The following is a 25192-nucleotide window of genomic DNA, read 5'->3' on the forward strand; positions in this document are numbered from 1 at the left end:
CGCGGTCGTTCACGCTGACGCCGTCCGGCGCGGGGTGACCCCGACGCCGGAACCACGCGCCGCCGGCTGGCGGTTTATTGCAGCTTAACGGTGGCGATCGGCTTCGGCACGATGCCGAAATCTTCCTTCAGCTGCTGTTTGCTCTTCATCACCATCTGCCCGCGGGTGTCGATGGTCATGTGCTGGGCGTCGGTGTTATACCGGGCCTGCCACAGCATCACCAGCTGCAGGCTATTTTCCTTTTGCTCCGGCGTCAGCGCCACGCCATCCGGCCATTTTCCCAGCTCCACCGCCGTCGCCAGACGCTGGTAAACTTCCGGCGTCATACTGTCGATAATTTGCTCAATATCCATCTTCCGCTCCACTCCGCTTGGAATAATTTGCTGAATCGTTTCTTCAACCCTTAATCTGCTCGCCATTCTGCTCATCAGTGAAGCTCAGCGACGCCGAATTCACACAATAGCGCTCGCCGGTCGGCTGCGGGCCATCCGGAAACACGTGGCCGAGATGGGCATCACAATTTCCGCAACGGATCTCAATGCGCTGCATGCCGTGCGAGTTGTCGGTCAGGTAGCGAATGGCCTCTTCGCTCACCGGTTCGTAGAAGCTCGGCCAGCCGCAACCGGAGTCGTACTTGGTTTGGGAGTTAAACAGCGGCGCATCGCACACCAGGCAGTGATACACGCCATTCTTCTTGTTGTGCAGCAACTGTCCGGTAAAAGGCGGTTCCGTGCCATGATGTTGCGTCACGTAAAACTGCATTTCGCTTAAGCCGTTTTTCAGCTCTTCCGGGGAGGGTTTATTCGCCATGGGCTTATATCTCGCTTTGCAATGGACAACTTTCGCTCCAATTCTAACAAAACATTAACAATGAAGCGTGCACTTTTGTTCTAAACTTATGCGGTGCCAACAGGCAGCCAGATAATTGTGACTTAAATCACGTTTTTATCTTAAATGCCCTTTAAAATTCCGCGCGCAGCCCCCATATGGAATTGGGCTCAAAGGGAGAGTGAGGCAAATCAATCGCGCAAGGTCTGCTCAGGATTGATTTGTCGCAATGATTGACACGATTCCGCTTGACGCTGCGTAAGGTTTTTGTAATTTTACAGGCAACCTTTTATTCACTAACAAATAGCTGGTGGAATATATGACTATCAAAGTAGGTATCAACGGTTTTGGCCGTATCGGTCGCATTGTTTTCCGTGCTGCTCAGAAACGTTCTGACATCGAGATCGTTGCAATCAACGACCTGTTAGACGCAGAGTACATGGCTTACATGCTGAAGTATGACTCCACTCACGGTCGTTTCGACGGTACCGTTGAAGTGAAAGACGGTCATCTGGTCGTTAACGGTAAAAAAATCCGTGTTACCGCTGAACGTGACCCGGCTAACCTGAAGTGGGACGAAGTTGGTGTTGACGTTGTTGCTGAAGCAACCGGTATCTTCCTGACCGACGAAACCGCTCGTAAACACATCACCGCTGGCGCGAAAAAAGTCGTTCTGACTGGCCCGTCCAAAGACAACACTCCGATGTTCGTTCGCGGCGCTAACTTCGAAACTTACGCTGGCCAGGACATCGTTTCCAACGCTTCCTGCACCACCAACTGCCTGGCACCGCTGGCTAAAGTTATCAACGACAACTTCGGTATCGTTGAAGGCCTGATGACCACCGTCCACGCTACCACCGCTACTCAGAAAACCGTTGATGGCCCGTCTCACAAAGACTGGCGCGGCGGCCGCGGCGCAGCTCAGAACATCATCCCGTCCTCTACCGGTGCTGCTAAAGCAGTAGGTAAAGTACTGCCAGAACTGAACGGCAAACTGACCGGTATGGCGTTCCGCGTTCCGACTCCGAACGTATCCGTTGTTGACCTGACCGTTCGTCTGGAAAAAGCAGCGTCCTACGAAGAAATCAAGAAAGCCATCAAAGCCGCTTCTGAAGGCGCAATGAAAGGCGTTCTGGGTTACACCGAAGACGACGTTGTTTCTACCGACTTCAACGGCGAAATTTGCACTTCCGTGTTCGATGCTAAAGCAGGTATCGCACTGAACGACAACTTCGTGAAACTGGTTTCCTGGTACGACAACGAAACTGGCTACTCCAACAAAGTTCTGGACCTGATTGCTCACATCTCCAAATAAGTTGAGATGAAAAAGTAATCTGTAAGAGCGACTTCGGTCGCTCTTTTTTTTGTCTGCAGAGATAGGATTGCACAATGATAAATAAAATTTTTGCTCTCCCGGTGAATGAAACCATTTCTCCCGTGATCTCCCGTCGCCAGCTGGACGACCTGGAGCTGATTGTCATCGACCATCCGCAGGTGAAAGCCTCTGTGGCGCTGCAGGGGGCGCACCTGCTCTCCTGGAAACCCGCCGGTGAAGAAGAAGTCCTGTGGCTGAGCAACAACACCCCGTTTAAACAGGGCGTCGCCCTGCGCGGCGGCGTGCCGATTTGCTGGCCCTGGTTTGGTCCTTCTTCGCAGCAGGGTCTGCCGTCGCACGGCTTTGCCCGCAATCTGCCATGGACCCTGGAAGGTCATGACGAAGACGACAGCGGCGTCATGTTGACCTTTGCGCTCCAGCACAGCGCCGAAACCATGAAGCTCTGGCCGCACGAATTCACCCTCTATGCCCGCTTTAAGCTGGGCAAGACCTGCGAAATCGAGCTGGAAGCCCACGGTGAATTCGAGACCACCTCTGCCCTGCATACCTACTTCAACGTCGGCGATATCGCGGCGGTGAAAGTGAGCGGTCTTGGCGAGCGCTATATCGATAAAGTGAAGAATGCCGAAGAAGGCGTCCTGAGCAATGGCGTGCAGACCTTCCCGGACCGCACCGACCGCGTCTATCTCAACGCCGACAGCTGCAGCGTGATCCATGACGATGCGCTTAATCGCACTATCGACGTCGTGCACCATCATCAGCACAACGTGGTGGCCTGGAACCCGGGCCCGGCGCTGTCCGTCAGCATGGGCGACATGCCGGACGATGGTTACAAAACCTTCGTTTGCGTCGAAACCTGCTGCGTGACCCAGCCGCAGAAAGCCAGCGAAGAGACCCCCTCTCGCCTGGCGCAGACCATCAGCCTGAAAAAACGCTAACAGCAAAAAGCCCCGTTTCAGACGGGGCTTTTTTCTTCGCTGGCTGAGGCGCTGATTAAACCATATCCAGCCGGGCTTTTCGCTGCGGTGGCGGATAGAGGCGATCCAGCTGCGCGAGCTCCTCCGCACTGAGGACGATATCGAGCGCGGCTGCATTCTGCACCACATGCTCAATACTGGCCGCTTTCGGGATCGCCAGCACTCCGGGATGACGAATCACCCAGGCGAGCAGCAGCTGCGCGACTGTCACCCCCCGCGCGTTAGCCATATTAATGATATCGCTATGCTGAAAAAGTCCATCGCGTAAGCGCCCCGCCTGCGCCAGCGGGCAGTAGGCCATCACCGGCAGAGTGTGCTGCTGGCACCAGGGCAAGAGATCGTATTCAATGCCCCGCGATGCGAGATGATAGAGTACCTGGTTAGTCGCGCAGCGTTCGCCACCCGCCGTCCGCCACAGCGCCTGCATATCATCGGTGTCCAGATTAGAGACGCCCCAGCGGCGGATCTTGCCCTCGGCCACCAGCCTCTCCATCGCCTCGACCGTCTCCTGCAGCGGGATATCCCCGCGCCAGTGCAGGAGATACATATCGAGATAGTCGGTCTGCAGCCGGCGCAGGCTGTTTTCACAGGCGCGACGCATCGCCGTTCCGCCGGCGTGCCAGGGATAGACTTTGGACACCAGCACCACGCGATCGCGCAGGCCGCGGATCGCCTGCCCGACGACCTCTTCCGCCCCACCGTCGGCATACATTTCCGCCGTATCGATCACCGTCAGTCCGTGGTCGATGCCCGCGCGCAGTGCAGCCACTTCCTGCGGACGCTGGGCGCTGTTTTCGCCCATATACCACGTGCCCAGCCCGATGGCCGGAACCGCCGCCTGCTCGCCAAAGCGTACTGTTTTTTTCACCGTCTCCTCCTCTTTAGCTTTCTGCACCACCATAAAGCAAAACAGGGCGTGAAGCCCTGTTTTGATGCATAAAGCGCACTGTAATGATGCACAATCAGAAGGTGTAGGTGATCCCGGTTGAGATCAGGCCGCTCCAGGATTTGTCCACCATCGAGCTGTCGGTAATTTCATCCGACAGACGGGTATAGCGTGCAATGCCGTATACGCTCCAGTCGCCGAGGAAGCGATAGTTAGCCGACAGCTCCAGATACGGGTTCCAGCTGCTGTCCGGATCGTAGCTGCGCATGCCGCTGCGACGGGACTCATGCTGCGAGACACCATAGTAGTATTCGTTCTGATTGTCGCTGTTCCACTCCACGCCAATGCCCGGCGTCAGCGTCAGGTTACCGTTGGTGTAGCGGTACAGCCAGGCGAGATCCCAGTTGATACCATTACTGTTATCCAGCGTATCGCCTGCAATCGTCGTGCGCAGGAAACCATAGGGCGTGTTGTGGACATAAGACAGACCGGCCATCACGGTCGATTTACGTTTATCCAGTTGACGCATTTGCGCGCTGTCGCTGTCGCCCGGCTTGAAGTACATCGGCGACCAGTAGGCCGTTATTGACAGCTTATCGTTGGTGTCGTTCCACAGGTAGTAGCCCCCGCCCAGACCGTGGAACCAGAAGTTATCGCTCTCATAACTAATGACCGGCACCGGGTAGACATCCGCATCATATTGCTTATACGGATGCTCGACGATGCCTACGCCAGCCCCAAGAGTGAACTTCCCGTCGGCATGCGCCGCGCTGGCGGACGTCGCAATCAGCACGCCGAGTGCCAGAAGTTTGATTTTAGTCACAATCCATATTCCCGTTGTCAAATTATCAGCCCGTGCAGTTTACCGTCGTAGGCCTCATGCCTCAAATTCTTTACCCGACATGACACAAATCGTTCACTTTCCCACCCTTCTCTTACCATGAGGTGACAGCCCGGTGACAGCTTCGCGTCCTGGCGTGTCAAAAAGCGTCATTTTCAGGATGAGTTATTGATATGTCATTGAAATTGATTTTCTGCGGCATGCAAGATTTCTAAATGCATCTACGCTTAAATTTAGAAGGTGTAATTGCAGGGCACATTCACGCTACTCCACCCGCAACCTGGCATAAGGGTTGCTGGATATCTGGAGAGCGACGTTCAGCTTATGTCTTCCGGGGGCCCCCACTACTCATATGAACGGCTCTCAACCTGTGCTAAAAAACGAAAGGACGGCATGCCATGAATATATTCGATCACTATCGCCAGCGCTATGAAGCTGCCAAGGACGAAGAGTTCACACTGCAGGAGTTTCTTACCATCTGCCGGCAAGATCGCAGTGCCTATGCCAATGCGGCAGAACGTCTGTTGATGGCCATTGGTGAACCCGTCATGGTTGATACGGCTCTCGAGCCGCGGCTATCCCGTCTCTTTTCAAACCGGGTCATCGCACGCTATCCGGCCTTTGAAGAGTTTTACGGTATGGAAGACGCCATTGAGCAGATCGTTTCCTATCTCAAGCATGCCGCCCAGGGGCTGGAAGAGAAGAAACAGATCCTCTATCTGCTGGGGCCGGTGGGCGGTGGTAAATCGTCGCTGGCTGAACGGCTGAAAGCGTTGATGCAGCGCGTGCCCATCTATGTGCTGAGCGCCAACGGCGAGCGTAGCCCGGTCAACGATCACCCGCTGTGCCTGTTTAATCCGCAGGAGGATGCCCAGATCCTTCAGAAAGAGTATGGCGTGCCCACCCGCTACCTCGGCACCATCATGTCGCCGTGGGCGGCCAAGCGCCTGCACGAGTTTGGCGGCGATATCACGAAATTCCGCGTGGTCAAAGTCTGGCCATCGATTCTCGAGCAGGTCGCCATCGCCAAAACCGAACCCGGTGATGAAAACAACCAGGATATTTCGGCGCTGGTGGGTAAAGTGGATATCCGTAAACTGGAACACTATGCGCAAAACGACCCGGACGCTTATGGCTACTCCGGTGCGTTGTGCCGTGCCAACCAGGGGATTATGGAATTCGTCGAGATGTTTAAAGCGCCGATTAAGGTGCTACATCCGCTGCTGACCGCCACCCAGGAAGGGAACTACAACGGGACCGAAGGGATCTCTGCCCTGCCGTTTAACGGGATAATCCTCGCCCACTCCAACGAATCGGAATGGGTGACCTTCCGTAATAACAAGAACAATGAGGCCTTCCTCGACCGCGTCTATATCGTCAAGGTGCCTTATTGCCTGCGTATCTCTGAAGAGATCCGCATCTATGAAAAATTGCTCAACAGCAGCGAGCTGACCCACGCGCCGTGCGCCCCGGGCACCCTGGAAACGTTGGCGCGCTTCTCGATTCTGTCGCGTCTGAAAGAGCCGGAAAACTCAAGCATCTACTCGAAAATGCGGGTCTATGATGGCGAAAGCCTGAAAGATACCGACCCGAAAGCGAAATCCTATCAGGAGTATCGCGATTACGCCGGGGTGGATGAAGGGATGAACGGGCTCTCCACCCGTTTTGCCTTTAAGATCCTGTCACGGGTGTTTAACTTCGACCATGTCGAGGTGGCCGCCAACCCGGTGCATCTGTTCTATGTCCTGGAGCAGCAGATTGAGCGCGAACAGTTCCCACAGGAGAACGCCGAGCGCTACCTGGAGTTCCTCAAAGGCTATCTGATCCCGAAATACGCCGAGTTTATCGGCAAAGAGATCCAGACCGCTTACCTGGAATCCTACTCCGAGTACGGGCAGAACATTTTCGATCGCTATGTCACCTACGCCGACTTCTGGATCCAGGATCAGGAGTATCGCGATCCGGACACCGGGCAGCTGTTTGACCGTGAGTCGTTGAATGCGGAGCTGGAGAAAATTGAGAAGCCGGCCGGGATCAGCAACCCGAAAGACTTCCGTAACGAAATCGTCAACTTTGTGCTGCGCGCCAGAGCCAACAACAGCGGACGTAATCCGAACTGGACCAGCTACGAGAAACTGCGCACGGTTATCGAGAAGAAAATGTTCTCTAATACCGAGGAGCTGTTGCCGGTCATTTCGTTTAATGCCAAAACATCAACCGATGAGCAGAAAAAACACGACGACTTTGTCGACCGCATGATGGAAAAAGGCTACACCCGCAAACAGGTTCGCCTGCTCTGCGAGTGGTACCTGCGGGTTCGTAAATCGTCCTGATGCGTCAAGCCCGGCGGCACGCCGCCGGGTCAACTGCAGCTGAATGATGATAAGCAAAGTTGGCTAATGCAGTACAGGAGGGCATATGACCTGGTTCATAGACCGACGCCTGAACGGGAAAAACAAAAGCGCCGTCAATCGCCAGCGCTTTTTGCGCCGTTATAAGGCGCAGATTAAACAGTCGATTTCCGAGGCTATCAACAAGCGCTCGGTGACCGATATTGAGAGCGGAGAATCCGTCTCGATCCCGACGGACGATATCAACGAGCCGATGTTTCATCAGGGTCGCGGCGGCCTGCGCAACCGCGTCCACCCGGGCAACGACCATTTTGTGCAAAACGACCGGATTGAGCGACCGCAGGGAGGTGGAGGCGGCGGTGGCGGCGGTCAGGGGCAAGCCAGCGCCGACGGCGAAGGGAAGGATGAGTTTGTCTTCCAGATTTCGAAAGATGAGTACCTGGATCTGTTATTTGAAGATCTCGCCCTGCCGAACCTGAAGAAGAATCAGCACCGGCAGTTGAACGAGTTTAAAACCCATCGCGCGGGCTTTACCTCGAATGGGGTGCCAGCCAACATCAGCGTGGTGCGTTCGCTGCAGAACTCGCTGGCCCGGCGTACGGCGATGACCGCTGGCAAGCGCCGTGAACTGCGCGCCCTGGAGGAGGATCTGGAGACCATCAGCCGCAGCGAACCGGTGCAGCTGCTGGAGGAGGAACGCCTGCGCAAAGAGATTGCCGAGCTGCGCGCCAAAATTGAACGGGTGCCGTTTATCGACACCTTTGACTTGCGCTACAAAAATTACGAAAAACGGCCGGAGCCCTCCAGCCAGGCAGTGATGTTCTGTCTGATGGACGTCTCAGGCTCGATGGACCAGGCCACCAAAGACATGGCCAAGCGCTTTTATATCCTGCTGTATCTGTTCCTCAGCCGGACCTATAAAAACGTCGATGTGGTCTATATCCGCCACCATACCCAGGCAAAAGAGGTGGATGAACACGAATTCTTCTATTCTCAGGAAACCGGCGGCACCATCGTCTCCAGCGCCCTGAAGCTGATGGATGAAGTGGTGCAGGCCCGTTATGACCCGGCGCAGTGGAACATCTACGCCGCCCAGGCGTCGGATGGCGACAACTGGGCCGATGACTCCCCGCTGTGCCACGAACTGCTGGCGAAGAAAATTCTGCCGGTGGTGCGTTATTACAGCTACATCGAAATTACCCGCCGGGCGCATCAAACCCTGTGGCGCGAGTATGAACATCTGCAGGCGACCTTTGATAATTTCGCCATGCAGCATATTCGTGACCAGGAAGATATCTACCCGGTATTCCGCGAACTGTTTCACAAGCAGTCATCTAAAAGTGAAGCTTAATTAAATACTCAGCCAGTGAGTCGAGTGACTTGCTGGCTGTTTTCCTCAGACACAAGGCCCGATGGCACATCCATACATCATGTAAAACGGAAACAACGGAGCCAGGGCGACGGCGCCAAGCGAGCTAATCGTTTTGGTCTTATCATTGATTGATACCACAACGGGGTGCGCTAGCTGGTAGGCGGCGGCCAGATCTGACGCATCCGATGCAGTCCAAAATCCTGTCGCTTTAAACAACACCCCGAGGCGATCGTTATCAATCTGCACCGCATGATACTGATTCACCAGCTCGCTATGCTGCCCGGCATCCAGTTTGCGCTGATCCATCACCACCAGATATTCCGCCGTCACCTCATGTTGTTCCACGACAAAGTTAACCCGCACGCCGGAAGCCTGTTGGTGAAAGCGTTCATAAAAGGTCTGATAACGCTGATATTCCTGAGGCACACCGTCACGGACAAAGCGGTAACTGTATTTCGCTGAGCTGGCGACAATACCGGACGCTGAGGGTTTCACCGCCACAATAGTATCCGTAGGCGGTAAGTTTGGCGTGCTGGTACATCCTGCGAGCATTGCCACCACCAGCGATAAGACATATTTCATCATTTTCAGCCGTTCCTGTTCGCGATTTTCTCTATGACATCTGGCGTTTTTTTAACACTCCAGGTACAAATCCCTAACCCTGTGTATCATAACTGCCTAATCTGCTTCAAACATTCGCGCGATCGTCAGCGTTGAACTGTTTCTACTCTCAGGAGCCTGCTATGCCCCCTTTTTACCAATTGACGGCTACCCGCCTGCGCGGCCAGCCCCTCTCCATGTCTGACTATGCTGGCAAGGTGGTTCTGGTGGTGAATACGGCCAGCCATTGTGGCTTCACACCGCAATACGCTGGCCTGGAAGCGCTCTACAAAAAGTACGCGGCTCAGGGGCTGGTAGTGCTTGGTTTCCCCTGCAACCAGTTTGGTAAGCAGGAACCCGGCGGCGCGGATGAAATTGAGCAGACCTGTCACGTTAACTACGGCGTGAGCTTCCCGATGTTTGCGAAAGTGGACGTCAACGGCCCCGCCGCACACCCGCTGTTTCGTTATCTGAAACACGCGTTGCCCGGCGTGCTCGGCGGACGGATCAAGTGGAATTTCACCAAGTTCCTCATCGCTCGCGACGGCACACCCCTCACGCGTTTTGCGCCGTTCACGACGCCGGAGAAAATGGAGGACGCCATTGTCGCGGCCCTCACGCGCTGAGTGTTCCCGTCTTGCCACGTTCACCCACCGGTGACTGGCTGCCCATGCAAGGTAGAAGTCGATCGCACGCAGCCAGCAACCGTCTGTTGCTGGCCAATCTTCCTCCTGCCCGGTCATCAGCCTACAGCGGCGACACGGCCTCAACTTCATGCTGAAACACGTAGGGGTCGGAGAGGAGTTCGAATGCGTCGTCGTCCGGATAGGTGACCGCGACGTGATAGTCTTCGCCTGCGAAGGCTTTGACCGCCGCAAGATCCTGCCAGTAGGTGGCGAGAAAGAAATGCGCCCATTCGCCCTGGTTTTCCTGGCGCACCAGCGCGCCTCTGTTGCCGGGGATACCCCGGGCGTGTTCCACGCCGGTCAGCTCAAGGTGGCGGGCAAACCCCTCGGCATGTTGCAATGGCACACAGCCGTGCCAGGTCCTGACAATCATTTGCATTCTCCTGTGGTAATAAACGTCTCACCTTAACATCAGAAACCACCTGTAGGGGAGCGTCGAGATACCGCGCACGGCTCTGAATCCGGTGGCACCTCGCCCTCTGCCCCCGCGGTTATCTCCGGCAGTCGCGCCTCAATCAAAGCGATCACGCTTCTGACCCGCGGCGGAATAAAACGCGCATCGGGATAGACGGCATACAGGAAGCGGTCCGGTAATCGCCAGTCAGCCAGGATCGGCACCAGCCTTCCAGCCCTGAGGGCCCTGGCCGCCAGCGGTCGCTGCATCCCTCCGATGCCGATACCGGATTCCAGCGCCTGCAACAGCGCATCGCTGGTGTTGGCCCGAAAAACGGTCTTAACCTGCACGTCTCTCGTCTCGTCTGCGGAAATTATCCGCAGCGGAGCATCAAGCGGGATGCCGCTAAACCGAACGTGTGGATACTCCGCCAGGTCGTCCACGGACTGGACGGCGTAATGACCTGGTGCCGCAAAGAGCGCCGTTTCAATCCGCGCCAGAACCCGCGCAGCATGGGATGGCGGCGGCTCATGGCCGAGACGCAGCGCCACATCCACCCCTTCGGTAACCAGATCGGCGATCCGATCGTCGAGCGACAGCATCAGGTGCAGTTCAGGATACTGTTTTTGCAGCGCCAGCAGATGCGGCAGCAGAAGACTGCCAAGACCGCTTGGCAACTGGACATGCACCCGCCCCTGAAACTGAGGCTCCGCCGGGTTGAGCCGCCTTTCCGCCTCCTGCATGGCGTTCAGCACCCGCTGCATATCACGCCGGTAATGTTCACCCTGTTCAGTGAGCATCATGGCCCGCGTCGTACGATGGAGTAATACCACGCCAAGCTCCTGTTCGAGCGCGGCGATTTGCTGACTGACGGCAGATTGCTTCATCCCGAGTTGCCGGGCGGCTGCGGAAAATGAGCCGGCTTCGGCAACGCGCAGAAAGGTGGCGATGGCGATGAGCTTATTATTCATTTCATGATTCTGCTGATAAGTGTCATCCGTTTCATGGGATAGGTGGCAAAAAAATAATCTAGCACACTGTGTCGGTCACCTTCCCAGGAGAAACACCATGAACAAGACATCCTCTCAGGTCGCACTGGTCGCTGGCAGCAGCGGCATCGTTGGTCGCCAGCTGGTCAACACCCTGTTACATCGTGGATGGGAGGTTATCGGCCTCAGCCACCGCGCCCCGTCGCAACCGGAGGCGATCCCGATGATTCACGTCGATTTACGCGATGCCCGGCACAGTGCGCAAGCGCTCCAGCCGCTGTCCACCGTGACCCACATTTTTTACAGTGCCTGGATGAATGCCGGAAACTGGAGCGAAATGGTGGAACCGAACGTTACCATGCTGCGTCATCTGGTCAGCCACGTCGAACAAAACGCCCCGCTGCAGACGGTCAGCCTGATGCAGGGGTATAAAGTGTATGGCGCCCATCTTGGCCCCTTTAAAACCCCGGCGCGGGAAAGCGACCCCGGCGTACCCGGGGCTGAATTTAACGCCGCTCAACTTGCGTGGCTCCGCCACTTTCAACAAGGCAAAACCTGGCACTGGAGCGCTATCAGGCCCGGCGTGGTGGGCAGCCCGGTGCCGGGTAACGCCATGAATCTTGCGTTAAGCATCGCGCTGTACGCGTCACTGTGCAAAGCTCTGGGTTTACCGCTGCGCTTTCCCGGCACGTTAACCACCTGGCACAGCATTGTCGATCATACTGACGCCGACCTGCTGGCGGAGGCCACGCTGTGGGCCGCCACCTCACCGGCGGGCGAAAACGAGGCCTTCAACGTCAATAATGGTGATATCTGGCGCTGGTGCGAGCTGTGGCCGCGCATCGCGCAGTGGTTTGAACTGGAATGCGCCCCGCCGGTCAGGCTCTCATTTCATCAGTTATTCAGTGACTACCGTGCCGTCTGGCGCGAGCTGGCCGCAGAGCGGCTGGTGGAAACGGATATTCTGCGCCTGAGCGACGGTCAGTTTGCCGATTTCGTGTTCGGCTGGCAGTACGACATGTTTGGCGATGGCAGTAAACTGCGCCGGGCTGGCTTCCAGCGGATGCAGGCCACAGACGAGATGTTTTTCAGCCTGTTTTCGCAGCTGAGAACGGCGCGGGTGATCCCCTGAGCGTTAGCGTCAGGGCAACGCCAGCCGATCTTGATGGTCCGCAAAGAGGGTGATGAGATGGTCGGCGATAACCCGCACGCGTCTGGACCCGGCCAGGTCGGAATGCATCACCAGCCAAAGTGTCTGATCCGCACCGATCTCCGGCTGCAGGCACTGCAGCCCGTTGGCCCGCGCCATAAAGTGCGGCAGGACGCCCAGTCCAAGTCCCGCTGATACCGCGGAAACCTGGGCCACGAGCGTATTGGCTTCGACTTTACACGGTCGCCCTCGCAGGGTGCGCGTGATCCATTGGGCGGCCGGCAGGTGCTGGTGAGTCTCCGGCCACCCCACAAAGTCCGCCTCGCTCAGCGACAGGCCGTCCGCACCGGCCAGATAGCCGGCGGCGCCATAGACGCCAAACCCCACCGTCCCCAGCCGCTTTAAGGTCAAATGCCCGGCGTCAGGCTTAACCATGCGGATCGCCAGATCGGCATCCCGACGGTGCAGGTTCACCGGCTGCACACCGCTCAGCACCTCCACCCGCAGGTCAGGATAGTGGTCCAGGAGCCCTTTCAGGGACGGCAAAATAAAATGCGTGGCCAGGTTATCCGAGGTAGCCAGGCGGACAACCCCGGCGACATGCCCCTGCAGTTGCGCCGCCTCGCCGAACGCCAGGCCTGCGTATTCCAGCGCCTCCGCCCGCGCGAGCAGGGCTTCGCCATCGTCGGTCAGGCGATAGCCGCTCTGATGGCGGCTAAAAAGCGGGACCTTCAGCGACTGTTCCAGCCGATCCAGCCTGCGGGACACCGTGGCAATCCCCATGTTCATCTTGTCGGCGGCGCCGCTTAGCGTTCCCGCCCGGGCGATGGCGAGGAATATGCGCGCATCGTCCCAGTTAAACTCTGCCGTCATCTCTTTTCCATTTATGGAAAACGGATCTCCGTTTTCTGCTCTTTTTTATCATTTTCGCAGGGATGATACTGCACGCCACTCGCGGAGACAAACTGGCCATCCGATCGCCAATTCTCTCCTCACCTGAACGTCCGTGCACCATGCGCGACTTCCCTCTTCTTAGGATACGCCTGACATGAAAGAGATTACTTTACCCCTTAACCCAACCCCGACGCGCGTCTGGATAGCCGTCATTGCGCTCGGGATCTGCGCCTTTTCGATCGTCACCAGCGAACTGGCTCCGGTGGGCATGCTCAGCGCCCTGGCGGCGGATTTTCACCAGACGGAATCCGGCATGGGCCTTGCCGTCACCGCCTACGGCTGGGTGGGCGCCCTGGCGGCCCTGCTTTCCGGCGCGATGCCGGCGCGTATTTCACGCAAGGCGCTGCTGGTCGGGCTCATGCTGACCCTGGCGCTTTCCTGCCTCGCCGCGACCCGGTCTTATTCCATGTTCGCCCTGATGAGCGCCCGCATGATTGGCGCCCTGGCGCATGGCGCCTTCTGGGCCTTAATTGGCATCGTCGCCGCGCAGCTGGTCCCGCCGCGCCGGCTGGGGCTGGCTACGGCAATCATTTTTGGCGGCGTGTCGGCGGCCAGCGTGGTGGGGGTACCGCTGGCGAGCTTTATCGCCACCCTGGCGGGCTGGCGACACGCGTTTTTGGCGGTGGCCCTGTTGTCACTGGCCGCAGCGGCAGTGCTATGCTCGACGCTGCCCGCGCTGGCCGCGTCCACCCCGGTCAGGCTAGGTGTTTATCGCGAGATCTTTCGTAATCCGCTGCTCTGCGGCCTTTATGGCGCCACAGCCTGCATCATTACCGCTCACTTTGCCGCCTTCACCTATGTTGAACCGCTGCTGATAACACTGCAGGGAGTACCCGCGACCGCCCTCTCCGGCCTGCTGCTGTTATCAGGGGTTTCCGGGCTGGTGGGTAACGTTATCGCCGGTAAGCTTATCGATCGTCATCTGAAGGGGCTTATTTTTGCTTCACTGCTGCTGAGCGGGGGCGCGCTGGCGATCCTCGGCACCGGACGACTTGCGCCCCTGCCTTTCTGTTTTAGCGGGCTGCTGTTAGCCCTGTGGGGCGCCGGTATCGCGATTGTGTTCGTCGGCTTACAGACCTGGCTGCTGCGCAGCGCAGGCGCGGTCGCCCAGCCGGCGTCAGCCATTTACGTGGCTATTTTTAATGCCGCCATCGGCACCGGAGCGCTTGTCGGCGGCCAGCTGATCGCCACCGCGGGCTTGTCAGGCATGGCGTGGCTGGCGGCGGGGATCATGGCGTGCAGTACGCTGCTGATCGCCCTGCTGAAAGCGCCCTCGGACCGCTAAAGGCTGCCCTGTAAAACCGCGTTTTCACGATCCAGGGTGAAGACCTGCCACGCGACCCGGGTCGTGCTCAGGGTAAAAATGGCCGTCGCCAGCGTATTTTCGTCATCCGGATCTTCCGCAGACAGCCGGTAAATCGGTAACAGCGGATCATGCTGGTCGGAGAGCATCGCTTTCGCTGTTACCCCATCCAGCGACGGGTTCGTCGCCAGCCACGCGTCCAGGCGCTGCTGGCGTGAGCCGGAGCTCCCGGTCACGATCTGTTCAATGGTCTCAAGCTGGGGATGGATCAGATGGTTGGCATGCCCAAAGGTGGTGGTCAGCTGGCGCACTGAGCTGCCGGAGCCGGTAGCTTCAACGCTAAACAGACGGCTATCGCCCATTTGGCCCAGCGTGTGGTGAAACGCGCCCGCGCGCGGTGTCGCGGTCAGCAGGGTAATGGCGTCATCTAACGTGGTGGCATTCAGCGATGCGCGGGCCAGAATCTGGCGCGGCATACCCTCCGGACGATGCACGGCACGAATATTGTTGACCGTATTGACTATCCCCTTCTCATTCACCGCGAAGGTATGCCCGCACAGGGAGCCGGGGTAGGCGAAGCTGGTGAAGGCGAGGCCCACATCCGGTGTCACGTGGACGATGGCGCAGTCACCGCGCAGCTGCGGGAAGCCATCTTCATTATGCGCAATAATTAACTCGCCCTCAGCGCTTATCCCCGCCAGGGTAGTGCAGCCATCTGACGTCGAACGCACCAGATCGCCGCGACAGTTCCAGGCAAACACCTCATCCACCGGCGCCTGCAGCCCCTCCGCCATGCCCTCCAGTTCCTGCCAGATCAGCGGGAACTGAGCCTGGACGGCTGCGCGCATGCGCTGGGTTTGTTCCGCCGTTTTCATGGCGGTTACGGTTTGCCACAGCGCTGTTTGCCTGATTTTAGTATGCCAGGCCTCACGACCAAACGCGCCAAGCTGCTGACCCACCGCATAGGCGGAACCACGGATTGCGATTGTTTTCATATTGTCATCATTCACTTATGTTCAGGATACGTGTTGCAAAAACTCTTGCAGACGCGGATTGCTGCTGGCAGTGAGCAGCACCTCAGGTGAACCATCTTCGGCAATGGTGCCGCCATCAATAAAGATCAACCGGGAAGCCACCTCTCTGGCAAAGCCAATCTCATGGGTCACAATCACCATCGTCATGCCCTCTTCGGCCAGCGAGCGCATGACCTTTAACACCTCATGCCGCAGTTCGGGATCGAGGGCGGATGTTGGTTCATCAAATAACATCATTTTGGGTTTTACCGCCAGGGCACGAGCTATCGCCACGCGTTGCTGCTGCCCCCCTGAGAGCTCTGCCGGATAGTGGTTGGCGCGTTCACGCAGACCCACGCGGTCCAGCAACGCCAGCGCCTGCTCCCGCGCCGCGGCCTTACTCTGCTTACGCACGCGAACCGGACCGAACATGACATTCTCAAGGGCGGTCAGATGCGGGAACAAATGAAATTGTTGAAACACCATACCGGCTTCGCGGCGAATATCACACTCATTCGCGTGCGGATCCGTAATATGCATGCCCGCCACCAGCAGCGTTCCCGAGGAGATCTCCTCCAGTTTGTTAATGCAGCGTAACAGGGTCGATTTTCCCGAGCCGGAGGGGCCAATGATCACCACCACCTCGCCCGCTTCAATCTTTAAATTGATATCGTGCAGCACCTGAGTGGCGCCGAAGTTTTTCGCCACCGCGCTAAATTCAACCATGCTCATAAAATATGGATCCTTTTCTCAAGTTGTTTCAGCAGGAAGCTCAGACACAATGTCAAAAACAGATAAATCATCGCCACCGCCGTCCACACCTCCAGCGCCCGAAAGTTACCGGCAATAATCTCTTGTCCCTGGCGGGTTAATTCTGCCACGCCAATCACAATAAATAGCGATGTATCTTTTATACTGATAATCCACTGATTGCCTAATGCCGGGATCATTCGCCGAAAAGCCAGCGGCATAATGACATGTAATAGGGTGCTGCGTGGCGATAACCCCATCGCCAGGCTGGCTTCTTTAAAACCTTTATTGATCGACAGAATCGCGCCCCGGGTGATCTCGGCAATATAAGCACCGGAGTTAATCACAATGGTGATAATAGCGGCAGGAACCGGGTCAATACGCACCGGCAACACCATCGGCAGGGCGAAGTAGATAAACATCACCTGCACCATGATCGGCGTTCCACGAATTAATTCCACAAACACCAGCGATACCGTTTTTGATATTTTACCCCCTAATGCGCGGCAGGTACCCGCCAGCAAGCCAATGACTAACCCACCTAACAAACCGGACAAAGATATAATCAGCGTCAGCTGCAAGCCCTGCATCAGCAGCGGTAAAGCATCCCAAATATAGCGACTGTCAAAATTCATCATTCTACCCGTCAAGAAGAAATGAGGCCGGATCGCTCCGACCTGGCAGGGTTATTTCGGCTGCTTAGCAAACCATTTAACGTAAATCTTGTCGTAGGTACCATCGGCACGCAGCGCCTGCAGAGCCTGGTTCACTTTTGGCGTCAGGCTGCTGTTTTTCTGCATCGCAAACCCATATTGCTGTGGCAGAATGCTGTCCGTCTCACCGGTGGATTTGACCTTGCCATTACCCGCCGTCTTCACGTAGTAAAGGACATTCGGCGAATCGTGAACGACGGCATCGAGATTGCCGGCCTGCAGATCAAGGTAGGCGTTATCGATGTTCGGGAACTCGATATAATTCGCTTTATATTTGCTTTTCATAAAGCTGGCCGCCGCCGTCCCCTGCTTAAGGCCAACTTTTTTCCCGGTCAAATCACTGAATTTGGCAATGGAATTATCAGTACTTTTCACGGCTATTAACAGGTCGGCATTATAATACCCATCACTGAAATCCACGACCTGTTTACGCGCATCGGTAATGGTTATGCCGGCCATCGCCACGTCCAGATTACGCGACTGCAGTCCGGGGATGAGGCCGCCGAAATCCATCGGCCTTAATTCGTAGCTGATATGCATTTTCTTTGCGATAGCGTCCCACAAATCGATATCAAAGCCGACATATTTATCACCTTGTTTAAATTCAAAAGGGACAAAAGCGGTATCCACGCCCACCGTTATTTTGTCCTGGGCTGCTGTCACAAAACTGGCAGAACAAATAACCAAAGCCAGCGTCAGTTTTAATTTATTAAATAGTCCAGTCATAATTACCCTCAGCGTCAATGAAATGGCATGCAACGAATATCAGCCTGCGATATATATCGCCGGAAGAACCAATAACAACACTTGATATGCAGGGCGCATTATTATGCGCCCGAATGAAAAGGCTAACTTATTCAGAAAATAGAGAATCGGTGGTATCCGGTACGGGCGTCTGGGCGCTGTTCATCACCATGGAGAGAAAACTGTAATAACCGTTTATCCCAATCAGATCCACCACGCCCTTCTCACCCCATAAATCAACGGCTTGTTGCCAGGTGCTATCACTCACCTTTTGCTGTTGATGCAGTTGCTGACAGAAGTCATAGATCACCTGCTCATCGGGCCGGAGATCGTCTGGCAAACGCTGTTGCTTAATCGCCCGCACCGCCGCGGCAGAGATGCCCTTCTCACGTGCTATAGGCGCATGGATCGCCCACTCTACCGGCTGTGACCAGTGCCGTGCGGTCAGCAAAATCGCCAGTTCAGAAAGACGCTGACCCAGCGCGCTGCGATAACGTAAATACTCCCCCATACGCTGGGCATGCGCCATCAGCTCGGGACTACGCAGCAGCGGCTCAAAAGGCGGCAGTAAGGCGCCGCGCGGCCCATTGATGATCTCTTCCGCTAACTGACGTTGCTGCTCGTCCCATTCCTGTTCCGCCAGGGGCGGTAAACGATTGATCATAATTTTCCCGTCTCTTCGCGGATCACGCTGTTCAGCGTATCGACCACAAAGTCGATCTGCGCCGGGGTGATGATAAACGGCGGCGCGATCAGGATGTGATCGCCATACTGACCATCGATCGTGCCGCCCATGGGGTAGACCATCAACCCACGCGCCATACAATTTGCTTTGATCGCAGCATGCAGCTTCAGGGCAGGATCGAACGGGGTTTTGTTGTCTTTATCGCGCACCAGCTCGACGCCGGCAAACAGGCCGCGCCCGCGCGTATCGCCGACATGCGGTAACTCACCCAGCACCTCGCGCAGGGCCTGTTGCAGATAGGCGCCCTGCTGTTTGACGGCAGCCAGTAAATTATCGCGCGCAATCACCTGCTGCACCGCCAGAGCTGCCGACGCGGCGGTAGCATGACAAATGTAAGTGTGGCCATGCTGGAACAACCCGCTGCCCGCCTTCAGCGCGGAAACAATGGTCTCACTCGCCAGTACCGCCCCAATCGGCTGATAACCCCCGCCGAGCCCCTTGGCGATGGTCACTAAATCAGGCACCACGTCGTCTTGTTCAAACGCGTGCAGCGTCCCGGTCCGCCCCATACCGCACATGACCTCATCGGCGATATACAGGATGCCGTATTTATCGCACAGGCGGCGCACCCCCTTCAGATAGCCCGGCGTCGGCGGCGTGGCCCCCGTCGTCGCCCCCACCACGGTTTCCGCACAGAAACCGATAATCGTTTCCGGGCCGGCCTCAAGGATGGCTTGCTCCAGCTCATTAAGCAGACGTTCGGTATACTGTTGCTGGGTCTCGTCAGCCCGGCGATCGCGGTACTCATTGCAGGCTGAGACGCGGATAACATCCATTAATAAGGGGGCAAACTGGCGACGGCGCCATTCGTTACCGCCCACCGCCAGCGCGCCCAGCGTATTGCCGTGATAGCTCTGTTTACGGGCGATAAATCGGGTGCGCGATGGCTGGCCGATCTCCACAAAGTACTGCCGCGCCATCTTCAGCGCCGTCTCTATTGCCTCGGATCCGCCCGAGACAAAGTAGGCATAGTTAAGCTCGCCGGGTGCCGTGCGGGTGAGATGGTCGGCCAGCTGCTCTACGACATCACTGGTAAAGAAACTGGTATGCGCATAGGCCAGCTGATCGATCTGGCGGTGCATCGCCGCCAGCACATCAGGGTGTGCGTGTCCGAGGCAGGAAACCGCCGCCCCGCAGCAGGCATCAAGATACGGTTTTCCCTGGGCATCAAAGATATAGGCCCCCTGGGCACGGGAGGCCACGATCGGCGTGCTACGCAGGCTGCGGTGAATGACATGACTCATACTGGGTTCTGCTCCTGAATCCGCTACATTAATTGAGCGTATCTTGCAGGATCCATTTGGATCACGTCAACGAAATAAAGATATGAATGCATCCGTTATTCTTATACCAGATACATTTGAATCATTTATCAGGATTTACCGGGGATCACATAGGCGCCAGAATCGATAAGATAGCGTTCGGCACTTTCAATTTTACTCACCGCCTCACGGCCGTGGCGCACCACCAGCATCGCCAGTAAACACTCTGCCAGCCCCATGCCGGAGACCACGGAAGGGAAAAATGATGGACTGTCGATGGAAAACAGCAGCGTGCAGTCTGCCGCCTGCGCTAAAGGGGAAACCGGCGAGTCGGTGATGGCGAGGATCTTCGCCCCTGCCTGCCGGGCTGCCTGTAAAACATCCAGTGATTCGCGTGAATAGGGAGCAAAGCTGGTGAGTAAGACGCAATCCCGGCTGGTCAGTTCGCGGGTGAAAACTTCGATATTGCTGGCCAGGCCGTCGATTAACGATACCTGCCGGTTGAACAGTCGATAGACATAAAACAGCGACCACGCGATCGGAAAGCTGGCGCGGAATCCGCAGATATAGACATTCTCCGCGCTATCGAGCAAGGTCACCGCCTGCTCCATCTCCTGCGCATTTTCGTTTTGCGTAAAGGTCAGATTCGCCTGATGCGCCTGAAAAACCTCTTTATACAGCTGCGTTTGCGTGCCGCGGGCCATCATTTTTTCCGCTTTTGATACGTACGTATCATTGCGCAGCCCCAGGTCGTCAATGAAATCGCTTTTCAGCTCGCTCCAGCCGCGGTAACCCAGCCGCTGCGCCAGACGCAGCAGCGTCGCCGGTTTTACCCCGGCTTCCGCCGCGAAGGCACGCATCGATAACACCACCAGTTGGCTGGCATTTTGCAGTGAGAACTCGGCGGCGCGTTGCAGCTCGGGCGACAACCCGCCGAATTCATTAATGATTTTTTCCCTGAGATTCATGGCAGCTACTTACTGGTTTTAAGTGAAAGCTATCTAATCATATTTGAGATCAAGACTCTATAGGTGGCTAACGACCTCGCGGGTCACATCCGTCCCCCCTTCTCGTTGCTGGCGTGCTTTACTTCAAATATGGCGCAAGAGGAATGTCACTGGCCGGTGGGAAAAGGTATGCTCTTATCAGGGGGCGTTGCACATCAAAGCCCTGTTCACTGCTGGAAATCTCACCATGGCACGCAACCGCACTTTTTCTCTCAATCTCCGTTGGCGAGCGCTGCTCAAAGACGCAGGGATGGAGCCTGAACATCTCCTCCGCCAGGCCAATTTGCCGGACGACACCTTTTCAGACACCAATCGCGGTCTGACTACCGATGAGTATCTGCGTTTCTGGCGCGTGCTAGAAAAAGAAAGCGACGACCAGGCCTTTCCTTTGCCTTTTGTAGAAAGGGTCTCTGCGGAAGTGTTTGATCCCCCGCTGTTCGCCGCCTTGTGTAGTACCCACATGATGCAGGCGGTCCAGCGGCTGGCCAAGTATAAACTGCTTATTGCCCCCATGGTGCTGGAGACGACGGTCGTGCAGAACGGCACGCTGACAGTGTCTCCGCGCTGGCTGGGAGCAACAGAAATCCCTGCCTCTCTGGAAGTGGCGGAACTGGCATTTTTACTTCGCCTGAACCGACTGGCCACCCGCGAACCGGTTCAGGCCGTGAAAGTGACGCTCTCACAGCCCCTCACCCGCCAGCAGACCCACCACTTTTCAGCCTTCTTCGGCACGACCATACAGCGTGGAAAGCGGGCGACCATCAGCTTTGCCGCCGCTGATGCCCTGCGGCCCTTTTTGACGGTGAACGAGGGTATGTGGCAGGTCTTTGAGCCGGAGCTGCAGCGTCGTCTCAGCCAGCTTAGCGATCAGGCCTCAACGGCTGAACGTGTTCATGCAGTTCTGCTGGAGCTTCTGCCGGGCAACGACGCCTCTATCGACAATACGGCGCAACGTCTGGGAATGAGTAAACGCACCCTGCAGCGCAGGCTGGAGCAGGAGGGAGAGAATTATCGCGCCCTTGTTCACGCTTGTCGCGAAGCGCTGGCTCGCCACTATCTTCTCAATACCACGCTTTCCGGTTATGAGATCGCCTTTCTGCTCGGTTTTGAAGATCCGAATTCCTTCTACCGGGCTTTTATGGCGTGGACCGGCCAGACGCCAGAAACCCTCAGAGACATGATGCGCCTCAACTAAGCGCGCGTCATGGCGCGCTTTGCCAGTATTGTGGCGCACCGTGCCAGCGACACCGCGCCTGACAGCAGGCACACTCGGCGCAGTCTACTTGCCGAGGTGCTTATGTTTATTCAGGAAAATAAAACCGCGCTGGTCACCGGCGCATCGTCAGGGATGGGGAAAGCCATTGCCCGTCGTCTTATCCAGGAGGGTTACCAGGTTTACGTTGCTGCCCGGCAGCTCGGGAAAATGGACGATCTGGCTTCGCTAGGGGCCCAATGCCTGCAGATGGATCTCTCACGGCAGGACGATCGGCTGGCTGTCGTGAACACCATTCTGTCTCAGACCGGAGGGGTCGATGTACTGGTCAATAATGCCGGTTTTGGCCTGTATGGCCCGGTCGAAGAGATCGGTATCGATGAGGCTCGCTACCAGTTTGAGGTCAATCTCTTCGGCGCGGCGCATCTCACGCAACTACTGCTTCCCGCGATGCGCGCCCGCCGTCGCGGATATATTGTCAATATCTCTTCCATGGGTGGCAAGATGTATAGCGTCCTCGGCGCATGGTACCACGCCACCAAACATGCACTTGAGGGATGGTCAGACTGCCTGCGGCTGGAAGTTGCCGACTTCGGCATCAAGGTGGTTATCATCGAACCTGGAGTGATTGAAACCGGCTTCGGCGATGCGGCCAGTGAAAGTATTGTCAAACGTTCGGCCACAGGACCGTATGGTCAGTTGGTAAAAGGGGTCGCCCTGTCGATCCAAAAAACGTACGGCCATGGCACCGGCAGCGACCCGCAGACGATCGCCGAGGTGGTCCTGGTCGCGGTGAATGCCTCAAATCCACGCCCCCGTTATGCCGTCGGTAAGTATGCCAAATTGCTTATCCGGATGCGTGTCTGGCTGGGCGACCGTCTTTTCGATCGTATTATCCTCAGCCAGATGCGCTGAGGTGATGTTCTGCTCACTTTCGCCTCGCGCTGGAGGGGGATGACTCTCCCAGCCAGTCGATAAAAAACGCCATAAACGCCGATACCTGAGGGGGCTGCAGCTTTCGCTGGGGAAAGACAAACTGCAGCCCGACCTCCTTACGGTCTAAGGGGCTGAATCCGGTGAAGCGCTCGGCAAACAGCACCTGAAGCCGTCCCTCCTCGACATCCCTCTTCACATCCCACCATGATTTACCGGCGATCCCCGCCCCGCTGAGCGCCCACTGCCGCAGTAGTGCCCCATCGTCGCAGACCATCGCCGGTGTCACCCGCACGACGCGCTCCTTTCCCGCCTCCTCAAAGCGCCATTCATTCATCACCACACCGTGCCGCTCCAGCGCCAGGCAGCGGTGATGGTGCAACTCGTCGAGGGCGGCAGGCGTTCCGTGAGTGGCAAGATAAGCCTCCGAAGCCACCAGCACCCGGTGGTTGGGGCGGATATGGCGGATCGCCAAACTACTGTCTGGCAGGTTACCGACGCGAATACTCATATCCAGCCGGTTGGCGACCAGATCCTCCACGCGCTCCCCTAAGAACACGGAAAACGTGACCTCGGGGTGACGGCGGGAAAAGTCGACGATGGCCGGGCTAAGATACTGTCGGCCAAAGTCGGAGGGGGCGGAAAGACGAATATTGCCGCTCAGCACGCCTTCCTTTTGCGTCAGCAACGATTCGGCGTGGCGGGCCTCCTCCAGTACGCGCCGCGCGGCATGATAAAAATCTTCCCCCGCCCTGGTCAGGGTGATAGCGCGCGTGGAACGATGGAACAGGCGGGTCTGGTAACGCTCTTCCATCGCCTTCAGGCGGGCCGTCATGGTGGCCGGTGAGAGCGATAACCGTCTGCCGGCGGCGGAGAGTCCCCCCGCCTCGGCGACAGCCACCAGCAGCGCCATATCTTCCAGCTTGCCCATTTTTCGTATTTCCTGAAAAGTGAATCTGTTTTTAGCCTAATTATCAAAATCAGATCCCGACTGTAAAGTGATTTTCATTCCACTCGCAAGGTACACCCGTATGAACAGCCTCTCACTTTTCGATCGTTACCGCATCGGCACGCTGCCATTGAAAAACCGCATCGTCATGGCTCCCATGACCCGGGCGCGCGCCCTGCAGCCCGGAAATATCCCCTCCGCGCTGATGGCAGAATATTACCGCCAGCGCGCCAGCGCCGGATTGATCGTCACGGAGGCGACGCAAATCTCTCCTGAGGGACAGGGATACTCCTGGACGCCTGGCCTGCATTCCGCTGAGCAGATTGCCGGCTGGCAGTTGACGACCGGGGCCGTTCACCAGGCTGGCGGCGTTATTTTTTCTCAGCTCTGGCACGTGGGGCGGATGTCGCACGCTCGTTTTCATGCGGATGGGCAACCCGTGGCCCCGTCGGCGCTGGCGCCGGACGCCCAGGTCTGGGTGGTGGATGAGCAAGGCCGGGGCCAGATGGTGGACTGCCCACCGCCGCGGGCGCTCTCCCGATCGGATATTCAGCGTATTGTCGCCGATTACCGTCAGGCGGCGCGCAATGCGATAGCGGCGGGGTTTGACGGCGTGGAAGTGCACGGCGGCAATGGCTATCTGATCGACCAGTTCCTGCGGCGTACCGCCAACCAGCGTACTGATGAGTACGGCGGTAGCCTGAGCAACCGGATCCGTTTTGCCCAGGAGGTGCTGACCGCCATCGGCGACGTTATTGGCCGCGAGCGGACGGGCATCCGCCTTTCCCCCTACATTACCCAGCGCGGGATGAACGACCCGCAAGTGATCGACGCCATCCTTGCCCTGGCGGCCTGGTGCGAACAGCAGGGTATCGCCTTTATCCACCTGGCGGAGGCGGACTGGGACGATGCGCCAGCCGTTCCCCAGCACTTTCGTGACACGCTGCGCGCGACCTTCAGCGGCACCCTGATCATGGCCGGCAATTACGATCAGCAAAAGGCGGAACGTATCCTCACCGCCGGTTTCGCCGACCTGGTGGCTTTCGGCCGCCCGTTTATTGCTAATCCTGACCTGCCGCAGCGGCTTCAGCACCGCTGGCCGCTGGCGACCGTCAGCGATCCCGCCACGCTGTTTGGCGGGACAGAGGTGGGCTATACCGACTATCCCTTCTATACGGAGCATAAAGAGTGAAAAT

At 57.1% G+C, this 25192-nt stretch carries 25 protein-coding genes and 1 pseudogene; 10 read left to right on the top strand and 16 right to left on the bottom strand.

Features of this window, described 5'->3' with window-relative positions:
- Positions 1–74 precede the first annotated feature (74 nt).
- Both CWM57_RS05475 and msrB read right to left on the bottom strand, forming a co-directional pair.
- Entirely contained in the window at positions 75–353 is a 279-nt protein-coding gene (locus CWM57_RS05475; RefSeq protein ID WP_004203787.1) for a YeaC family protein, read from the bottom strand.
- A 43-nt stretch (positions 354–396) separates the two neighbouring features.
- A complete protein-coding gene (gene msrB, locus CWM57_RS05480; RefSeq protein ID WP_061154948.1) occupies positions 397–810 on the bottom strand; it encodes a peptide-methionine (R)-S-oxide reductase MsrB in 414 nt (137 codons plus the stop codon).
- Between the two features lie 337 nt (positions 811–1147).
- On the opposite strand from msrB, the gene gapA reads away from it, so the two are divergent.
- Entirely contained in the window at positions 1148–2143 is a 996-nt protein-coding gene (gapA, locus tag CWM57_RS05485; RefSeq protein ID WP_061154949.1) for a glyceraldehyde-3-phosphate dehydrogenase, read from the top strand.
- Positions 2144–2217: 74 nt separating this feature from the next.
- Positions 2218–3102 (top strand): D-hexose-6-phosphate mutarotase, encoded by an 885-nt coding sequence (locus tag CWM57_RS05490; RefSeq protein ID WP_074386233.1) that lies wholly within the window; start codon positions 2218–2220, stop codon positions 3100–3102.
- Between the two features lie 55 nt (positions 3103–3157).
- Here CWM57_RS05490 and CWM57_RS05495 read toward each other — a convergent pair whose 3' ends face one another.
- Together CWM57_RS05495 and CWM57_RS05500 are read right to left on the bottom strand one after the other, a co-directional pair.
- A complete protein-coding gene (locus tag CWM57_RS05495; protein ID WP_413773440.1) occupies positions 3158–4009 on the bottom strand; it encodes an aldo/keto reductase in 852 nt (283 codons plus the stop codon).
- 94 nt (positions 4010–4103) lie between these two features.
- Positions 4104–4850: a MipA/OmpV family protein gene (locus CWM57_RS05500; RefSeq protein WP_100675736.1), complete on the bottom strand. Its 747-nt coding sequence runs from the start codon at positions 4848–4850 to the stop codon at positions 4104–4106.
- Positions 4851–5266: 416 nt separating this feature from the next.
- Here CWM57_RS05500 and yeaG point away from each other — a divergent pair, with 416 nt between their 5' ends.
- The gene (gene yeaG / locus CWM57_RS05505; RefSeq protein ID WP_008807632.1) at positions 5267–7201 is read left to right on the top strand and encodes a protein kinase YeaG; all 1935 of its coding nucleotides are present in this window, start codon (positions 5267–5269) and stop codon (positions 7199–7201) included.
- An 85-nt stretch (positions 7202–7286) separates the two neighbouring features.
- Positions 7287–8570 (top strand): YeaH/YhbH family protein, encoded by a 1284-nt coding sequence (locus tag CWM57_RS05510; protein ID WP_012968476.1) that lies wholly within the window; start codon positions 7287–7289, stop codon positions 8568–8570.
- Positions 8571–8615: 45 nt separating this feature from the next.
- Here CWM57_RS05510 and CWM57_RS05515 read toward each other — a convergent pair whose 3' ends face one another.
- Positions 8616–9176 carry a hypothetical protein gene (locus CWM57_RS05515; protein WP_100675737.1) on the bottom strand — a complete coding sequence of 187 codons (561 nt, stop codon included), beginning with the start codon at positions 9174–9176 and terminating at the stop codon, positions 8616–8618.
- A gap of 158 nt (positions 9177–9334) precedes the next feature.
- Here CWM57_RS05515 and CWM57_RS05520 point away from each other — a divergent pair, with 158 nt between their 5' ends.
- Positions 9335–9817, top strand: a complete 483-nt coding sequence (locus CWM57_RS05520) for a glutathione peroxidase (protein WP_074386236.1) — start codon at positions 9335–9337, stop codon at positions 9815–9817.
- Positions 9818–9938: 121 nt separating this feature from the next.
- Here the strand turns inward: CWM57_RS05520 and CWM57_RS05525 are convergent, their stop codons facing one another.
- Together CWM57_RS05525 and CWM57_RS05530 are read right to left on the bottom strand one after the other, a co-directional pair.
- A complete protein-coding gene (locus CWM57_RS05525; RefSeq protein WP_029884489.1) occupies positions 9939–10250 on the bottom strand; it encodes a hypothetical protein in 312 nt (103 codons plus the stop codon).
- Between the two features lie 116 nt (positions 10251–10366).
- Positions 10367–11242, bottom strand: a pseudogene (locus CWM57_RS05530) (LysR family transcriptional regulator); the annotation flags it as partial.
- A gap of 97 nt (positions 11243–11339) precedes the next feature.
- Between CWM57_RS05530 and CWM57_RS05535 the strand changes: the two are divergent.
- Positions 11340–12392, top strand: coding sequence for an SDR family oxidoreductase (locus tag CWM57_RS05535; protein ID WP_100675738.1), 1053 nt, complete (start codon positions 11340–11342; stop codon positions 12390–12392).
- A gap of 9 nt (positions 12393–12401) precedes the next feature.
- On the opposite strand, the gene CWM57_RS05540 is transcribed toward CWM57_RS05535, so the two are convergent.
- Positions 12402–13283 carry a LysR family transcriptional regulator gene (locus tag CWM57_RS05540; protein WP_048267775.1) on the bottom strand — a complete coding sequence of 294 codons (882 nt, stop codon included), beginning with the start codon at positions 13281–13283 and terminating at the stop codon, positions 12402–12404.
- 175 nt (positions 13284–13458) lie between these two features.
- Here CWM57_RS05540 and CWM57_RS05545 point away from each other — a divergent pair, with 175 nt between their 5' ends.
- On the top strand, positions 13459–14649 hold the full coding sequence (locus CWM57_RS05545) for an MFS transporter (RefSeq protein WP_100675739.1): 1191 nt from the start codon (positions 13459–13461) through the stop codon (positions 14647–14649).
- Here CWM57_RS05545 and CWM57_RS05550 read toward each other — a convergent pair.
- The 7 genes from CWM57_RS05550 to CWM57_RS05580 form a co-directional block, all read right to left on the bottom strand.
- On the bottom strand, positions 14646–15662 hold the full coding sequence (locus tag CWM57_RS05550) for a C45 family autoproteolytic acyltransferase/hydolase (RefSeq protein ID WP_100675740.1): 1017 nt from the start codon (positions 15660–15662) through the stop codon (positions 14646–14648). The genes CWM57_RS05545 and CWM57_RS05550 overlap by 4 nt on opposite strands.
- Before the next feature lie 21 nt (positions 15663–15683).
- Positions 15684–16406, bottom strand: coding sequence for a glutamine ABC transporter ATP-binding protein GlnQ (gene glnQ, locus CWM57_RS05555; protein WP_012542105.1), 723 nt, complete (start codon positions 16404–16406; stop codon positions 15684–15686).
- Positions 16407–16408: 2 nt separating this feature from the next.
- A complete protein-coding gene (gene glnP / locus CWM57_RS05560; protein ID WP_100631724.1) occupies positions 16409–17065 on the bottom strand; it encodes a glutamine ABC transporter permease GlnP in 657 nt (218 codons plus the stop codon).
- A gap of 51 nt (positions 17066–17116) precedes the next feature.
- On the bottom strand, positions 17117–17869 hold the full coding sequence (glnH, locus tag CWM57_RS05565; RefSeq protein WP_008807644.1) for a glutamine ABC transporter substrate-binding protein GlnH: 753 nt from the start codon (positions 17867–17869) through the stop codon (positions 17117–17119).
- A 127-nt stretch (positions 17870–17996) separates the two neighbouring features.
- Positions 17997–18551: a carboxymuconolactone decarboxylase family protein gene (locus CWM57_RS05570; protein ID WP_206052721.1), complete on the bottom strand. Its 555-nt coding sequence runs from the start codon at positions 18549–18551 to the stop codon at positions 17997–17999.
- Positions 18548–19876, bottom strand: a complete 1329-nt coding sequence (locus CWM57_RS05575) for an aspartate aminotransferase family protein (protein WP_100675741.1) — start codon at positions 19874–19876, stop codon at positions 18548–18550. The genes CWM57_RS05570 and CWM57_RS05575 overlap by 4 nt, the downstream gene beginning before the upstream one ends.
- A gap of 128 nt (positions 19877–20004) precedes the next feature.
- Complete coding sequence (locus tag CWM57_RS05580) at positions 20005–20862, bottom strand: MurR/RpiR family transcriptional regulator (protein WP_074386242.1); 858 nt, start codon at positions 20860–20862, stop codon at positions 20005–20007.
- A gap of 226 nt (positions 20863–21088) precedes the next feature.
- On the opposite strand from CWM57_RS05580, the gene CWM57_RS05585 reads away from it, so the two are divergent.
- Entirely contained in the window at positions 21089–22096 is a 1008-nt protein-coding gene (locus tag CWM57_RS05585) for an AraC family transcriptional regulator (protein ID WP_100675742.1), read from the top strand.
- Between the two features lie 102 nt (positions 22097–22198).
- On the top strand, positions 22199–23029 hold the full coding sequence (locus CWM57_RS05590) for an oxidoreductase (RefSeq protein WP_061156380.1): 831 nt from the start codon (positions 22199–22201) through the stop codon (positions 23027–23029).
- A gap of 13 nt (positions 23030–23042) precedes the next feature.
- On the opposite strand, the gene CWM57_RS05595 is transcribed toward CWM57_RS05590, so the two are convergent.
- A complete protein-coding gene (locus CWM57_RS05595; protein WP_074386244.1) occupies positions 23043–23978 on the bottom strand; it encodes a LysR family transcriptional regulator in 936 nt (311 codons plus the stop codon).
- 100 nt (positions 23979–24078) lie between these two features.
- Here CWM57_RS05595 and CWM57_RS05600 point away from each other — a divergent pair, with 100 nt between their 5' ends.
- Positions 24079–25188, top strand: coding sequence for an alkene reductase (locus CWM57_RS05600; protein WP_100675743.1), 1110 nt, complete (start codon positions 24079–24081; stop codon positions 25186–25188).
- The last annotated feature ends 4 nt before the right edge of the window (positions 25189–25192 follow it).

This window comes from Klebsiella sp. G-Nf4 (assembly GCF_002810615.1).
Classification (GTDB): Bacteria; Pseudomonadota; Gammaproteobacteria; order Enterobacterales; family Enterobacteriaceae; genus Klebsiella; species Klebsiella variicola.